The following is a 13,949-nucleotide window of genomic DNA, read 5'->3' on the forward strand; positions in this document are numbered from 1 at the left end:
CCGCCACGGCGGCGCGTCGCGGGCCCGGCCCACCGGCCGCCCCGGGAGAATGCCCGCGTGGAGAGAGCGTGGGTGCACCAGGGCGACGGCTGGGCCGAGACGGACCCGGACGGGCTGCTGGCCCTGCTGGCGGCCCCCGAGCCGCCGGTGGCGTGGGTGCACGTCGACTCGCTCGACCTGCTGGCCGACGCGGCGCGGCAGGCGGGCGTCCCGGAGTCGGTGGTGCACCGCGCGGTGGCCGACCACGGGCCTGCGGCCCCCGGCGACCTGCGGCGCCCGCAGCTGCGCCGGCTGCCCGGCGGCGGCCGCTACCTCGTGAGCCCCACGCTGGCCTACGACGGCAGCACCCGCGACGTCACGACCGGGGTGTGGGCGGCACTGGCGGTGGACGAGGTCACGATCACCGCGGAGGAGGGGCCCGGCAGGCTGCTGGACGACGTCCGGGACCACCTGGGCGAGGGCGACCACCTGCCGCAGGACCGGGGCAGCCACGTGTTCGCGGCCGTGCTCATGGCGCTGGTCCGGCGGGCCGGCGACGTCGAGATGGGCATCGGCGAGGCGGTCGCGGACGTCGAGCAGCTGGTGTTCACCCCGCGGGCGCAGGACCCGGCCGAGGTGGTCTACGACCTGAAGCGCGAGATCGGCGAGGCGCGCCGCGCCCTGGTGCCGCTGCTGTCGGCGTTCCCCGACCTGGTCGCCGAGCAGGAGGACACCCAGCGGGAGACCCGGACGATGCGCTGGCTGCGGCGCCTGGACACGGTGCTGACCAAGGTCGACCGGCACCTCGACGCCCACGACGCCCTGCTCGGCGACATGCTGTCGGTGCACCTGTCCCGGGTCTCGGTGCGGCAGAACGAGGACATGCGCAAGATCTCCGCGTGGGCGGCGATCATCGCGGTGCCGACGCTCATCGCCGGGGTGTACGGGATGAACTTCGACCACATGCCCGAGCTGCACTGGCTGCTCGGCTACCCGGCGTCGCTCGTGCTGATGGGCGCGGCGGCGGGCCTGCTGTTCCGGCTGTTCAAGCGCTCCGGCTGGCTGTAGCGAGCCACGCCGGCGCCGGGCGTCAGGCCCCGGCCAGCGGGTCGAGCACGCCGGTGAGCAGCAGCAGCGACACGACGACCGCGAGCCCGATCCGGTAGATCACGAACGGCCGGTACGAGAAGGTCGACACGATCTTCAGGAACCCGATGATCACGACGTACCCGACGACGAAGGCGATGACGGTCGCGATCAGGGTCGGCACGATCCCGGGGGTGCCGGCCTCACCGAACGAGCCCACGCTCTTGGCCAGCTGGTACAGCCCCGAGCCGAGGACGGCCGGGATCGCGAGCAGGAACGAGTACCGCGCGGCGGCCGTGCGGCTGTAGCCCATGAGGCGCCCGGCGGTGATCGTGCCGCCCGACCGGGACACGCCCGGCACCAGCGCCATCGCCTGCGCGAGCCCGAAGTACAGGGCGTGCCGCGGGGTCAGGTCGGTGAGCTCCCGGCTGCTGCTGGACCGGCGGTCCGCCCAGTCGAGGATCAGCGCGAACACCGTCAGCGTCAGCACGATGAGCCACAGGTTGCGGAACGGCGCCTCGATCGCGTCCTGGAACAGCAGGCCGAGGACCACGATCGGCACCGAGCCCAGGGCGATGAACCACGCCATCTGCGCGTCCCGGTCCGGGGTGCCGCCGACCGGCGCGCCGGCGCGCGACCGCCAGTCGCTGCCGAGGTCGCCGCGCACCGCGCGCCACCAGTGCGCGCAGATCCGGGCGATGTCGCGCCGGAAGTACAGCAGCACGGCGGTCTCGGTGCCGATCTGCGTGATCGCGGTGAAGGCCGCGCCCGGGTCGCCCGAGCCGATCAGCTCGCCCACGATCCGCAGGTGCGCGCTCGAGGAGACGGGCAGGAACTCGGTGAGGCCCTGGACGAGTCCGAGGACGATCGCCTCCCAGACGCTCATGCGCCGGTGCCGATCCGGGACGGGGTGCTCGGGTGCGCTGCCACGAGGCGCCACGATAGCCGCTGGTCACCCCCGTGCCCGGACGACCCGGCGGCACGGATACCCTCACGGCATGGAACAGCGCCAGCTCGGACGGACCGGCCTGCGGGTCTCCCACCTCGGACTCGGGACGCTGACCTGGAGCAGGGACACCGACGAGCACGACGCGGCCGAGCAGCTGCGCGACTTCGCCGAGGCCGGCGGCACGCTGGTCGACACGTCCGCGTCCTACGCCGACGGCGGCGCGGAGGAGCTGCTCGGGTCGCTGCTGGGGCGGGTGGTCCCCCGCGACGAGGTCGTGCTCTGCACGAAGGCGGGCGTGCGCCGCACGCCCGACGGCGGCGTGGTGGACGCGTCCCGCGGGGCGCTGCTCGACGGGCTCGACGCGTCGCTGCGCCGGCTGGGCACCGACCACGTCGACCTGTTCCTGGTGCAGACGCCGGACCCGCGCACGCCGCTGACGGAGACGGTGAGCGCGCTGCGCCGGGCGGTCGACTCCGGCCGGGCCCGGTACGTCGGGCTGTCGAACCACGCCGGCTGGCAGGTGGCGCGCGCCGCGACGCTCCTCGGGGAGGACCCGGGGCTGGCGGCCGTCGAGGCCGAGTACTCGCTGCTGCAGCGCGGCATCGAGCGCGAGGTGCTGCCCGCGGCCGCGGACCTCGGGGTGGGGGTGCTCGCCTGGTCGCCGCTCGGCCGCGGCGTCCTGACCGGCAAGTACCGGCGCACGGTGCCCGCGGACTCGCGCGCGGCGTCGCCGCACCTCGCCGGGTTCGTCGAGCCCTACCTGGGCTCGGTCGCCGCCGCCGTGGTCGAGGCGGTCGTGATCGCCGCGGACGGCCTGGGCCGGGCGCCGCTCGAGGTGGCGCTCGCCTGGCTGCGGGTGCGCGCGCAGGTCGCCTCGTCGGTCGTGGGCGCGCGGACGCCGGCGCAGCTGCGCGCGTCGCTCGCGGCCGAGGACGTCGAGCTGCCGCCGGAGATCCTGCGCGCGCTGGACGAGGTGAGCGCGCCGGCGACGGGGTACCCCGAGCGCCGCTGAGCCGCGCCCCGCGGGCCGTCAGGGGTGCAGGGCGTCGTCGTCCTCGTCGTCGTCGAACGACTCGCCCGGCAGGTCGTCCGCGTCGTACTCGTCGTCCTGCTCGTCGTCGTCCTCGTGCTCGTCGTCCTCGTCGTCCTCCTCCGCGAGGTAGAACGGCGTGGCCTCGCCGTGGACGGTGCCGAGCGCGTCGTCGTAGACCTCGAACGCGTCCGCGAGCACGTCGTACGCGTCGTCGACGGCGGGGTCGTCCTCGCCGCGCCGGGTCGACACGGCGGTGTAGTGCGCCTCGAGAGCTGCGATGAGGCGGTCCAGTGCCGCGCGCGGGTCGATAGCCATGCGATGACGGTAGCGCCGCACCAGGCACAATGGCACCACGACCCTCTCGGAAGGCGGTGGGCATGGCAGGCACGACGCGCTCGGGACGCCCGGGCGGCCCGGAGCAGGCGCGGCAGTACGAGTACCGCGTCCTGACGATCCCCCGGACGACCAGCCGAGGTGACGCCCGCCGGCTGCTCACGGAGCAGGCGGAGTACGGCCGGTGGGAGCTGGCCCGGACCCTGCTGTACGCGGGCGGCGAGCGGAAGGTGTGGCTGCGGCGCCGGATCATCCGGGTCCGGTCCACGCTCGGCGCGCTGGGCGACTGAACCACGGAGGGGCGGCACCCGCGGGTGCCGCCCCTCCGTCGCCGCGGGCACGCGCCCGCCCTGCGGTCAGGTCGCGCTCACGCCTCGCGCAGCAGGCCGTCCAGCACCCGGACGCCGAACCGCAGCGAGTCCGCCGGGACCCGCTCGTCGACGCCGTGGAACAGGGCGGTGAAGTCGAGGTCGGCCGGCAGCCGCAGCGGCGCGAAGCCGTAGCCCGCGATGCCGAGCCGCGCGAGCGACTTGTTGTCCGTGCCCGCGGACAGCATGTACGGCAGCACGACCGCCTCGGGGTCCTGCGCGCGGAGCACGTCGGTCATCGTGTCGACCAGCGCGCCGGTCGCGGGCACCTCCAGGCCGATGTCCAGGTGCTCGGGCTCGACCCGCACGTGCGGGCCGGCGAGCTCGCGGACCTTCGCGAGCACGGCCTCGTGGTCGCCGGGCAGCGGCCGGACGTCGACGGTCGCGGTCGCGCGGCCGGGGATGACGTTGGTCTTGTAGCCGGCGTGCAGCTGCGTCGGGTTGGCGAGCGTGCGGATCGAGGACCCGACGAACCGCCGGGCCGGGCCGAGCGCGCCGATGAGCCGGTCGATCGCCAGCGGGTCGTCCACGTCGAGCGGCAGGCCGGTGAGGTCGGCGACGCCCTCCAGCAGCGCGAGCACCGTCGGGGTGAGCCGGGTGTCCCACTGGTACGCACCGATCCGGGCGATGGCGCCGGCGAGCTCGGTCACCGCGTTGTCGGGGTTGACCGCCGAGCCGTGGCCCGCCGTGCCGTCCGCGACCAGCCGGAGCCAGGCGATGCCCTTCTCCGCAGTCTGCAGCAGGTACGCGCGGCGGCCGTGCACGTCGACGGAGAACCCGCCGACCTCGGACACGGCCTCCGTGGCACCCTCGAACAGGTCGGGCCGGTGGTCGACCAGGTGCCGGGCGCCGAACTTCCCGCCGGCCTCCTCGTCCGCGAACATGGCGACGACGACGTCCCGGGCGGGACGGCGGCCCTCGCGGACCATCTGGCGGACGACCGCCAGGATCATCGCGTCCATGCCCTTCATGTCCACGGCGCCACGGCCCCAGACCATGCCGTCGAACTCCTCGCCCGCGAACGGGTCGACCTTCCAGTCCTTCGCCTCGGCGGGGACGACGTCGGTGTGCCCGTGCAGCACGAGCGCGGGGCGGCTGCCGTCCTCGCCCGCGAGGCGCACGACGACGTTCGCCCGGCCCGGGTCGGACTCGATCAGCTCGGGGTCGAGGCCGACCTCGTGCAGCAGGGTCATGACGTGCTCGGCTGCGGAGCGCTCGCCCGGGCCGGAGCCGTCGCCGTAGTTCGAGGTGTCGAACCGGATGAGCTCCTGCGCGATCCGCACGACCTCACCCTCGGCCGCCGAGGTGTCGTGCTGGTCGGCGGGCGGGGTGGCGGGTGCGGAGGTCATGGCCCCACGCTACCGGCCGCGCGGACGCGCGGAGGCCGGGGGTCCACGGCGGACCCCCGACCCCCGCGCGGGGCTCAGGCCGAGGTCAGGCCCCGGCGGGCGAGCAGCGGGGCGATCTCCGGGTCGCGGCCGCGCAGGTCGCGGAACGCCTGCATCGGGTCGACCGAGCCGCCGCGCGACAGCAGCTTCGCGCGGAAGGTGTCGCCGTTCTCCCGGCGCAGCCCGCCGTTCTCCTCGAACCAGGTGACCGTGTCGGCGTCCAGCACCTCGGACCAGATGTACGAGTAGTAGCCGGCCGAGTAGCCGCCGCCGAACACGTGGTTGAAGTACGTGGTGCGGTACCGCGGCGGCACGGGCGCGAACGCGATGCCGGCCCGCTCCAGCGCGGCCGCCTCGAACGGCACGACCTCCTCGACGTCCGTGGGCACGTCCTGAGGCGCCAGCCGGTACCAGGCCTGGTCCAGCAGCGCCGCGGCGAGGTACTCGGTCGTCGCGAAGCCCTCGCCGTCCTGCCGGGCGGCGATGAGCGTGTCCACCCACTCCTGCGGCATCGGCTCACCGGTGACGTGGTGCACCGCGTACGCGCGCAGGATCGACGGCTCCCAGGCCCACATCTCGTTGACCTGCGACGGGTACTCGACGAAGTCGCGCGGCACGTCGGTGCCGGACTGCGACGGGTACCGCACCGCGGAGAACAGGCCGTGCAGCGCGTGGCCGAACTCGTGGAACAGCGTGATGACCTCGTCCCAGGTGAGCAGCGTCGGCTGACCGGCCGGCGGCTTCGGGATGTTGAGGTTGTTCACGACGACCGGCGCCTCGCCGAGCAGCGTCGACTGGTCGACCAGGTTGTTCATCCAGGCACCTCCGCGCTTGGAGTCCCGGGTCCAGTAGTCGCCGAGGAACAGGCCCAGGCCCGAGCCGTCGGCGTCGGTCACCTCGAACATGCGGACGTCCGGGTGGTACCCGACGAGGTCGGCGCGCTCGGTGAACGTCAGGCCGTAGAGCTCGCCGGCCGCGCGGAACACGCCGTCGTGGAGCACGCGGTCGAGCTCGAGGTACGGGCGCAGCGACGAGTCGTCGAGCGAGCGGCGCTCCTTGCGGACCTGCTCGGCGTAGTAGGCCCAGTCCCAGGCCTCCAGCGTCGCGCCGGGCACGTCGCGGCGCAGCGCCTCCTCCAGGTCGGCGGCCTCCGCGCGGGCGTTCGCGACGGCGGCGGGCGCGAGCCGGCCGAGGATGTCCGCGACGGCCTCGGGCGTCTTCGCGGTCGCGTCCTCGGCGATGTACGCGGCGTGGTGCTCGTAGCCGAGCAGGCGGGCGCGCTCGGCCCGCAGCCGGGCCAGCGCGAGCAGCGTGGCCCGGGTGTCGTTCGCTCCCCCGCGGCCGCCGCGGCTGACCGAGGCGGTGTGCAGCCGCTCGCGCAGCGCGCGGTCGGTGAGCTGCGCCAGGGCGGGCTGCCGCGTGGGCAGGATCAGGTCGATCAGCCAGGCGCCCTCGTGCCCGCGGCGGGCGGCGGCCTCGGCGGCGGCGGCCCGGGCGTCCTCGGGGAGCCCCGCGAGCTCGGCCTCGTCGGTGACCAGCACGGCGGAGTCGTTCGTCTCGGCCAGCAGCTGCCGGCCGAACACCGTCTCCAGGCGGGTGATCTCCGCGTTGAGCTCGCGCAGCCGCGCCTGGGCCGCGTCGTCGAGGCGGACGCCCGCGCGGACGAACTGCGTGTGCTGGCGGTGCAGCAGCCAGGCGGTGTCCGGGGCGAGCTCCAGGTCGCCGGACGCCGCGGCGGCCCGCAGCGCCTCCAGGCGGGCGAACAGCCGGCGGTCCAGGTAGATGGCGTCGCTGTGCGCGGCGAGCAGCGGCGCGACCTCCTCCTCCAGGGCCTCGAGCCCGGGGGTCGAGTCGGCGGAGGACTGGTTGAAGAACACGATCGCCGCGCGGTGCAGCAGCCGGCCGGAGCGCTCGAGCGCGTCGAGGGTGTTCTCGACGGTCGGGGCGTCGGTCGAGGCGGCGATGGCCTCCACCTCCGCGCGCTGCTCCGCCATGCCGGCGAGCAGCGCGGGGCGGTGGTGCTCCTCGCGGATCGCGGCGAAGTCGGGCAGGCCGTAGGGCAGCGAGGACGGCGCGGCGAACGGGTTGTCCGCGTCCAGGGTGGGGGTGGTCATGCCCGCCATCATCTCCCGTTGCCCGAGGCAGCCGCCCCAGCGCGCCCGCCGACACGCCGCGGCCGGTCGTCGGTCGCGAGCAGGCTGCCCACCCACTCGTCGCGCCGGACGCCGCGCTGCACGCCGCCCAGCCGCAGCTCCCCCTCGACCCGGAACCCCGCGCGCTCGGCCACCGCGCGCGACGGGCCGTTGCCCACGAACGCGCGCCAGAACACCCGGACCAGGTCCAGCCGGCCGAACGCCGCGTCGAGCACCAGGTCGACCGCGCGGGACATCACGCCGCGCCCGCGCGCCTCGGGTGCGAGCCAGTAGCCCAGCTCCGCCGAGCCGGTGCCCTCCATGCCGAGGCCGACCATGCCGAGCAGCGTGTCGTCGGCCGCGTCCCGCACGGCCCAGTTCAACGTCGTCCCGCGCGCCCAGCCGTCGGCGACGTACCCGGTGACGAACGACGCCGCGTCCCCGCGCGTGTACGGGCTCGGGACCGTCGTCCACTCCTGGATCGCGGAGTCCTGGCACAGCGCGTCGATCCGGTCGACGTCCGCGGGCCCGGGCGCGCGCAGCACCACGACGCCGTCGGTCAGCTCGAAGCTCTCCATCGGGCCACCCTGCCACGCGCGGCCCGCGCCGGTCCCGGCATTTCCCCCATCGGCCCAGGTCACGCCGCCAGCACGACGCCCGGGTCCGCCACCGGCAGGCCGTGGGCCGCGCCGACGCCCGCGTGGTAGAGGCGTCCCGCGTGGGTGGAGAGCCCCGCCGCCAGCGCGGGTTCGCCCGCCAGCGCCTCCCGCCAGCCGCGGGTCGCCAGGGCGGTCAGGTACGGCAGCGTCGCGTTCGTCAGGGCGCGGGTGGAGGTGACCGGCACCGCGCCGGGCATGTTGGCGACGCAGTAGAACACCGCGTCGTGCACCGCGAACGTCGGGTCGTCGTGCGTGGTCGGGCGGGTGGACTCGAAGCAGCCGCCCTGGTCGACCGCGACGTCCACCAGCACCGAGCCGGGACGCATCGCGGCCACCATGTCGTCGGTGACGATCTTCGGGGCGCGCGCGCCCGGGACCAGCACGGCACCGACCACCAGGTCCGCGTCGATGACCGCCTCACGGACGGCGTAGGCCGACGACGCCAGGGTGCGCACCCGGCCGCCGAACGCGGTGTCCAGCTCGCGCAGCCGCGGCACGGACACGTCGAGCACCGTGACGTCCGCGCGCATCCCGAGGGCCACCTCGGCGGCGTGCTGCCCCGCGACGCCGCCCCCGATCACCACGACGCGACCCGGCGCGACGCCCGGGACCCCGCCGAGCAGCCGCCCGGACCCGCCCGCGCTCCGCATCAGGTGGTACGCCCCGACCTGCGCGGCGAGCCGGCCGGCCACCTCGCTCATCGGCGCGAGCAGCGGGAGCGAGCGGTCCGGCAGCTGCACCGTCTCGTAGGCGATCGCGGTGGTGCCGGCGGCGAGCAGCGCCTCGGTCTGCCGGCGGTCGGCGGCGAGGTGCAGGTAGGTGAACAGCACCAGGTCCTCGCGCAGGTACCCGTACTCGGAGGGCACCGGCTCCTTGACCTTGCACACGAGCTCGGCCTCGCCCCAGACCCGCGCCGCGTCCGCGACCAGGGTCGCGCCCGCGGCGGCGTACTGCTCGTCCGTGATCGCCGAGCCCCGGCCCGCACCGGCCTGCACGAGCACCTCGTGCCCGGCGGCGGCCAGCTGGTGCACCCCCGCGGGGGTGATGGCGACGCGGTACTCGTGGTTCTTGACCTCGGCGGGGATCCCGACCCTCATCGCAGCCTCCTGGGGCGTCGCGCGTCGTGCGGGGCCGGTGCGGCGCCCGTCAGGTCCCAGCGTGAACTTCCCGGTGTTTCCGCGGCGTGACGCCGCGTGACGCTTCGTTACGCTGCCCCCATGGCCGAACATCCTGCGGGGCCCGGTGCGACGTCGGTCACACCGCCGAACGATGTTCGACCCGCGCCGCTCGACGCGGTGGACCGGCAGCTCGTGCGGCTGCTCCAGGAGGACGGGCGGATCGCCAACAACGCGCTCGCCGCCGCCGTCGGGATCGCACCGTCCACCTGCCTGGCCCGGGTGCGCGCGCTGCGCCGGGCGGGGGTGATCCGCGGGTTCCACGCCGACGTCGACCCGCAGGCGCTCGGCCGGGGGCTGCGGGCGATGGTCGCCGTCCGGATGGCCGCGGGGTCCCGGGCGACGCTGGAGCCGTTCGCGCGCGCGGTGGCGGCCCGGCCCGAGGTGCTGGACGTCTACTTCCTGGCCGGGGCCGACGACTTCCTGCTGCACGTCGCGGTGCGGGACACCGACGAGCTGCGCCGGTTCGTCGTGGAGCGGCTGAGCGACCGGCCGGACGTGGCGTCGACGGAGACCAGCCTGGTGTTCGACCACCTGCGCGGCGCGGTCGGCTGACCCCGCGGGCGGGTCGTCGCGCGAGTTCGGGGGTCCCCGCCCAGTTCGGTGGCTGCACGCACCGAAGCGGGCGGGAAGCACCGAACCGGTGGCGCGGCGCGCGCCGGTCAGCCGGCGAGCAGGTCCGCGACCCGCGCCCAGTCGCGCGCCCGGGCCAGCGTCCCGTGGACCGCGCGCACCGCGCCCGGTCGCCCGGACCCGTGGTGCCACACCCACAGCGCGGCCTCGACGCCGCGCGCGACGGACCAGCGCGCGGCGCCCGCTCCGTCCAAACCCGCCCGCTCGGCCACCAGCAGGAGCCGGTCGCGCAGCGTGCGCACCGGGTCGGGCGTGCGCCAGGGGTCGCCGACCTGCTCGAGCAGCGGCCAGACGTCGTAGGCCGGGTCGCCGGACAGGGCCTTGGGGTCGATCGCGACCCAGCGCGCGCCCGCTCCGGCCCCGGTCAGCAGCAGGTTGCCCGGGTTGTAGTCGCCGTGCAGCGACACGGACGGACCGGCGGCGCCCGCACCGCGCAGCGTCGCGTCGGCCGCCCGCAGCAGCCCGGGGTCGAGGCGGACCCCGGCGGCCGTCCCCCGCCCGGCCCGCTCGGCCGCCAGGTCCGCGAGCCCGCGCGCGACGTCCGCCAGCGCGGGCAACCCCGCGGGCGCGGGCGCCGCGTGCAGCTCCCGCAGCACGTCCGCCGCCTCGGCGAGCCGCCGGGTCGCCGGGGTGCGCACGGCCCGCATCGGGGTCCCGGGCCGCGCGCGCCCGAGCAGCAGGGCCCAGTCGCCGGCGTGGACGTCGACGAGGGGCACCGCGCCCCGGCCGCCCCAGGCGCGCAGCACGGCGGCCTCGTCGCGCGCCTCGTCGTGCGGGAACGAGACCTTGAGCACGAGGTCGCGGCCGGCGGCGTCGGTGGCGGGCGCGCACCAGGACGCCGACCCGGACCGGAACGGCGCGCCCAGCGCGAGGCCCCAGCGGCGCGCGGCCCGGTCCACGAGGTCCGGCAGGCGGCCGATCCAGGCGGCGCCCTCGGGGGTGCGGCCCGCCCCGGCGCGCAGGGCGGCGGGCAGGACCAGCGCCCCGGCACCCGCCGACGCCGCGCCGTCGGCCGCCGAGCCGGATCCGACACCCGCCCCGCCACGGCGCGCCTCCCCCGGCGCGCGCGCCGCGCTCACGAGGATCGGATCGCCGTCGGGGGGCACGCGCGCCAGGCTATCCGGGACCCGCCCGCACCCCGCCGCGTCGAGGGAGGCCACGGCATGGACACCTACCGCAAGCGCCGCGCGGGCGCGCCGCCGGGGTTCTTCGCGTGCGAGGCCGCGGGCCTGCGCTGGCTGCGCGTCCGGGGCGGGGCGCCGGTCGTCGAGGTGCTCGGCGTCGGCGCGGACCACCTGGACCTGGCGGCGCTGACCGAGGTGCCGCCGACCCGGCGCGCGGCACGCGAGCTCGGGCGCGGCCTCGCGGTGACCCACGACGCGGGCGCGCGGAGGTTCGGCAGCCCGCCGGACGGCTGGTCGGGCGACGGGTTCTTCGGGCCGCTCGACCAGCCGCTGCCGATGCCGGCCGGCGACCACGAGAGCTGGGGCGCGTTCCTCGCGGACTGCCGGGTGGAGCCGCTGGCCGCGGCGGCGCAGCGGCGCCGGGCGCTCGGGCCGGACGACGTCGCGCTGCTGCGCCGGCTCGCGGACCGGCTGCGCGCCGGCGAGTGGGACGACGACGACCCGCCCGCCCGGCTGCACGGCGACCTGTGGTCGGGCAACGTGCTGTGGACCCCGACGGGCGCCACGCTCATCGACCCGGCCGCGCACGGGGGCCACCGGGAGTCCGACCTGGCGATGCTCGCGCTGTTCGGCTGCCCGCACCTCACCGACGTCCTGGACGCCTACCAGGAGGTGCACCCGCTGCGGCGCGGGTGGCAGCACCGGGTCGCGCTGCACCAGGTGTACCCGGTGGGCATGCACGCCGTGCTGTTCGGCGGCGGGTACGCCGCCCAGCTGCGCCGCCTCGCGGCGCCCTACGTGTGAGGGCGCCGGAGGGCGCTGGTCAGCACCTGTACGCCACCGTCCGCCGCGCCCGCTTGTCCTTCTCCCGCGCGACCTGATCCGCCCCGGCCTCGTTGAGGGCCGTCGGTGACGAGCCACCCGTCCCGCGTCCGTCCACCCCTCGCGAGGGGCGCGTGCTCCGCGTCCGGGCCGGTCCGTCCGCGGCGGGATGCTGCACCACCGCGCGGACCGGGAGCTCTGAGTCTCACCCGGTCCAGCGCGGCGGCGCCAGCGTTTATTCCGGTCAGCCCACCGGGTCGGTGGTCATGCGGACCGTGAGGGTGACCTCGGTGCCCTGCTCGACCGCGCCGGAGGTCGGGTCCTGGGTCACGACGACCCACTGCGTCGGGTCGTCGATCGGGCGGCCCTGGCCGGAGGCGTCGGCGACCTGGACCTCGAGGCCGCGCGCCTCGAGGGTCTCCTGCGCGGTCGCGAGCAGCAGGTTGGTCTGGTCGATGACCTGGACCTCCTTGGTCTCGGACGCCGCGGTGGTGGTGTCGTCGGAGGCGGAGCCCGCCGACGTGCCGCCCTCGGCGGAGGCGCAGGCGGCGAGCAGGGAGACCGTCGCGACGGCGGCCGCGGCCACGCTGAGGGTGCGCGTGGTCCGGCGACGGGCGATGGACGTGTTCATCGGGGGCCCTCCTGGGCTGTTGCGGTGCGTCACGGACCGCGGTCCCCGGGGTCGCCGGTCGCCGCGGAGGGCGCGGGACGGGCGGACGCGCCGCGCTGCGGCTCGCAGGCGGCCGTCGTCGGCTGTCGAGCGGCCGCCCGGGACGTGCCCCGGCGGGCGACGCGCCCTCGGCCCACAGCCTACGCCTGTCGGGCGACAGGTTTCGTCCGTATTTCGGGGATCTGTGACGCAGCCACCAGCGGCGACGCCCGGACGGCCCACGCGTTCACCCGGGCGCGCACCCCGGGCGGGTGCGTCAGGCCGCCTCCCGCACCCGCCCGACGGCGTGGAACCGCGCCCCGTAGTGGTCGAACGTCGCCGGCAGCGGGTCGGTCGCGAGGTACCGGCCGCGCGGGAACACCAGGTCGGCCTCGGCGAGCCGGGCCAGGAGCCGCCCCGCGACGAGCAGCACCACGTTGCGCCCCGGGCAGGACACCGGGCCGCCGCTGAACGGGAGCAGCCCCCAGTCGGCGTCCGCGCGGCCGTCCAGCCACGCCTCGGGCGCCCAGGCGTCGGCGATGTCGAGCCGCTCGGGGTCGCGGTGGAAGTGCGCGCTGACGACGGCGAAGCCCGTGCCCGCCGGCAGCTCGCGATCGCCCCAGGTCGTCGGGGCGGTGCTGTCCCGCAGCACGACGAGCGTGGTCGGCCACAGCCGCACCGACTCGAGCACCGCGCCGCGGGCGTACGGCTGCATCGCCGCGCCGGACGCCGCCTCGGCCCGCAGCCGGTCCCGCACCTCCGGCCGCGCCGCCGCCACCGCCAGCGCCCGCAGCACCGCGGCACCCGCCGCGTCGAAGGCGAACAGCCACTGCGGCACCTGGCCGACGAGGTCCACGCCGCGGTCCGCCTGCGCGGCCGCGGCGTGCGCGATCAGGCTGCCGGGCTCGGCGCGCCGCACGTAGGCGTGCAGCCGGTCGGCGAGCTCGGCGCGAAGCCGCGGGCGGCGCGGGTGCAGGTACGCCCAGTTCGCCGCCTGCCGGAGCGTCCACATCAGGTCGGTGACCCGGTCGTCGTCCCGCGCGGACCCGCCCAGCACGACGGTACGGACGGTCCGCCAGAACGCCGGGGCGAACGTCGCCCAGTCCAGGACCCCGGCGCGCGCCACGGCCGCCAGCAGGGTGTCGGCCTCACGGTCCACCGCGGCGAGCAGCGCGTCCGCGTCCCGGTGCACCGGCTCGGACGTGTCGAGGGCCTGCTCGTTGAGCAGCCGCCGCGCGGGCCGTCGGCCGGTCGGCGAGATCAGCACGGAGTCGGGCTCGAAGTGCCCGAGCGCCGCGCGCTTCTCGACCGTCGCGGGGGTGAACGGGTCGGGCGAGCCCGCGAGCAGGGCGGCCACGTCCCCCGCGTCCAGCGGCAGCACGAGGCGGCGCGGGCCGAGGCGCAGCACCACGGGCGCGCCGCCGTGCTCCCGGCGCAGGTCGCGAAGCAGGGCCCCCGCGGCCCGGTCCGTCTGCCGGCGCTCGGCCCAGGCGGTCGCGCGGGGCCGGCGGACGATCGCGCCCTGGGCGACCAGCGGCCCCAGCACGCGGGCCGCCACGGCCGCGGAGCGGACGGGTCCCAGGTCGACGGGGGTGCGGGGACTGACGGCGGGTGCGAGG

Annotated in this window: 14 protein-coding genes; 5 read left to right on the forward strand and 9 right to left on the reverse strand. The window is 76.6% G+C overall.

The window, feature by feature from the left end; all coding sequences use genetic code 11:
* The first annotated feature begins 57 nt into the window (after positions 1-57).
* Positions 58-1,047 (forward strand): CorA family divalent cation transporter, encoded by a 990-nt coding sequence (locus tag G6556_RS11015; RefSeq protein ID WP_166941260.1) that lies wholly within the window; start codon positions 58-60, stop codon positions 1,045-1,047.
* 22 nt (positions 1,048-1,069) lie between these two features.
* Here G6556_RS11015 and G6556_RS11020 read toward each other — a convergent pair whose 3' ends face one another.
* A complete protein-coding gene (locus tag G6556_RS11020; protein ID WP_166941262.1) occupies positions 1,070-1,951 on the reverse strand; it encodes an undecaprenyl-diphosphate phosphatase in 882 nt (293 codons plus the stop codon).
* A 112-nt stretch (positions 1,952-2,063) separates the two neighbouring features.
* Between G6556_RS11020 and G6556_RS11025 the strand changes: the two genes are divergently transcribed.
* The gene (locus G6556_RS11025; protein WP_166941264.1) at positions 2,064-3,026 is read left to right on the forward strand and encodes an aldo/keto reductase; all 963 of its coding nucleotides are present in this window, start codon (positions 2,064-2,066) and stop codon (positions 3,024-3,026) included.
* An 18-nt stretch (positions 3,027-3,044) separates the two neighbouring features.
* Here G6556_RS11025 and G6556_RS19170 read toward each other — a convergent pair whose 3' ends face one another.
* Positions 3,045-3,362, reverse strand: coding sequence for a primosomal protein (locus G6556_RS19170; RefSeq protein ID WP_205693328.1), 318 nt, complete (start codon positions 3,360-3,362; stop codon positions 3,045-3,047).
* A gap of 62 nt (positions 3,363-3,424) precedes the next feature.
* Between G6556_RS19170 and G6556_RS11035 the strand changes: the two genes are divergently transcribed.
* Positions 3,425-3,670 carry a DUF5703 family protein gene (locus tag G6556_RS11035; protein ID WP_147796572.1) on the forward strand — a complete coding sequence of 82 codons (246 nt, stop codon included), beginning with the start codon at positions 3,425-3,427 and terminating at the stop codon, positions 3,668-3,670.
* Between the two features lie 77 nt (positions 3,671-3,747).
* On the opposite strand, the gene G6556_RS11040 is transcribed toward G6556_RS11035, so the two are convergent.
* The 4 genes from G6556_RS11040 to ald form a co-directional block, all read right to left on the reverse strand.
* A complete protein-coding gene (locus G6556_RS11040; RefSeq protein WP_166941266.1) occupies positions 3,748-5,097 on the reverse strand; it encodes a M20/M25/M40 family metallo-hydrolase in 1,350 nt (449 codons plus the stop codon).
* A 74-nt stretch (positions 5,098-5,171) separates the two neighbouring features.
* Positions 5,172-7,250 carry a M3 family metallopeptidase gene (locus G6556_RS11045; protein ID WP_166941268.1) on the reverse strand — a complete coding sequence of 693 codons (2,079 nt, stop codon included), beginning with the start codon at positions 7,248-7,250 and terminating at the stop codon, positions 5,172-5,174.
* A gap of 8 nt (positions 7,251-7,258) precedes the next feature.
* On the reverse strand, positions 7,259-7,846 hold the full coding sequence (locus G6556_RS11050; protein WP_166941270.1) for a GNAT family protein: 588 nt from the start codon (positions 7,844-7,846) through the stop codon (positions 7,259-7,261).
* Positions 7,847-7,905: 59 nt separating this feature from the next.
* On the reverse strand, positions 7,906-9,024 hold the full coding sequence (gene ald / locus G6556_RS11055; protein ID WP_166941272.1) for an alanine dehydrogenase: 1,119 nt from the start codon (positions 9,022-9,024) through the stop codon (positions 7,906-7,908).
* Between the two features lie 120 nt (positions 9,025-9,144).
* On the opposite strand from ald, the gene G6556_RS11060 reads away from it, so the two are divergent.
* Positions 9,145-9,657 (forward strand): Lrp/AsnC family transcriptional regulator, encoded by a 513-nt coding sequence (locus G6556_RS11060; protein ID WP_166941274.1) that lies wholly within the window; start codon positions 9,145-9,147, stop codon positions 9,655-9,657.
* A 107-nt stretch (positions 9,658-9,764) separates the two neighbouring features.
* Here G6556_RS11060 and G6556_RS11065 read toward each other — a convergent pair whose 3' ends face one another.
* On the reverse strand, positions 9,765-10,841 hold the full coding sequence (locus G6556_RS11065) for an aminoglycoside phosphotransferase family protein (RefSeq protein ID WP_166941276.1): 1,077 nt from the start codon (positions 10,839-10,841) through the stop codon (positions 9,765-9,767).
* A 57-nt stretch (positions 10,842-10,898) separates the two neighbouring features.
* Between G6556_RS11065 and G6556_RS11070 the strand changes: the two genes are divergently transcribed.
* Positions 10,899-11,663, forward strand: coding sequence for a fructosamine kinase family protein (locus tag G6556_RS11070; protein ID WP_166941278.1), 765 nt, complete (start codon positions 10,899-10,901; stop codon positions 11,661-11,663).
* Between the two features lie 262 nt (positions 11,664-11,925).
* Here the strand turns inward: G6556_RS11070 and G6556_RS11075 are convergent, their stop codons facing one another.
* Together G6556_RS11075 and G6556_RS11080 are read right to left on the reverse strand one after the other, a co-directional pair.
* A complete protein-coding gene (locus G6556_RS11075; RefSeq protein ID WP_166941279.1) occupies positions 11,926-12,312 on the reverse strand; it encodes a hypothetical protein in 387 nt (128 codons plus the stop codon).
* 295 nt (positions 12,313-12,607) lie between these two features.
* Positions 12,608-13,949: cytochrome P450 (locus G6556_RS11080; RefSeq protein ID WP_205693329.1), on the reverse strand; the 1,342-nt coding region annotated here is incomplete at its 5' end.

It is taken from the genome of Cellulomonas sp. IC4_254, from assembly GCF_011603975.1.
GTDB lineage: Bacteria > Actinomycetota > Actinomycetes > Actinomycetales > Cellulomonadaceae > Cellulomonas.

Bases quoted from the DNA above. Each gene is read 5' to 3' on its own strand.
- G6556_RS11045 (WP_166941268.1), bottom strand. From the start codon at position 7,250: ATGACCACCCCCACCCTGGACGCGGACAACCCGTTCGCCGCGCCGTCC.
- G6556_RS11070 (WP_166941278.1), top strand. From the start codon at position 10,899: ATGGACACCTACCGCAAGCGCCGCGCGGGCGCGCCGCCGGGGTTCTTC.
- G6556_RS11020 (WP_166941262.1), bottom strand. From the start codon at position 1,951: ATGAGCGTCTGGGAGGCGATCGTCCTCGGACTCGTCCAGGGCCTCACC.
- G6556_RS11060 (WP_166941274.1), top strand. From the start codon at position 9,145: ATGGCCGAACATCCTGCGGGGCCCGGTGCGACGTCGGTCACACCGCCG.
- G6556_RS11050 (WP_166941270.1), bottom strand. From the start codon at position 7,846: ATGGAGAGCTTCGAGCTGACCGACGGCGTCGTGGTGCTGCGCGCGCCC.
- G6556_RS19170 (WP_205693328.1), bottom strand. From the start codon at position 3,362: ATGGCTATCGACCCGCGCGCGGCACTGGACCGCCTCATCGCAGCTCTC.
- G6556_RS11075 (WP_166941279.1), bottom strand. From the start codon at position 12,312: ATGAACACGTCCATCGCCCGTCGCCGGACCACGCGCACCCTCAGCGTG.
- ald (WP_166941272.1), bottom strand. From the start codon at position 9,024: ATGAGGGTCGGGATCCCCGCCGAGGTCAAGAACCACGAGTACCGCGTC.
- G6556_RS11040 (WP_166941266.1), bottom strand. From the start codon at position 5,097: ATGACCTCCGCACCCGCCACCCCGCCCGCCGACCAGCACGACACCTCG.
- G6556_RS11035 (WP_147796572.1), top strand. From the start codon at position 3,425: ATGGCAGGCACGACGCGCTCGGGACGCCCGGGCGGCCCGGAGCAGGCG.
- G6556_RS11025 (WP_166941264.1), top strand. From the start codon at position 2,064: ATGGAACAGCGCCAGCTCGGACGGACCGGCCTGCGGGTCTCCCACCTC.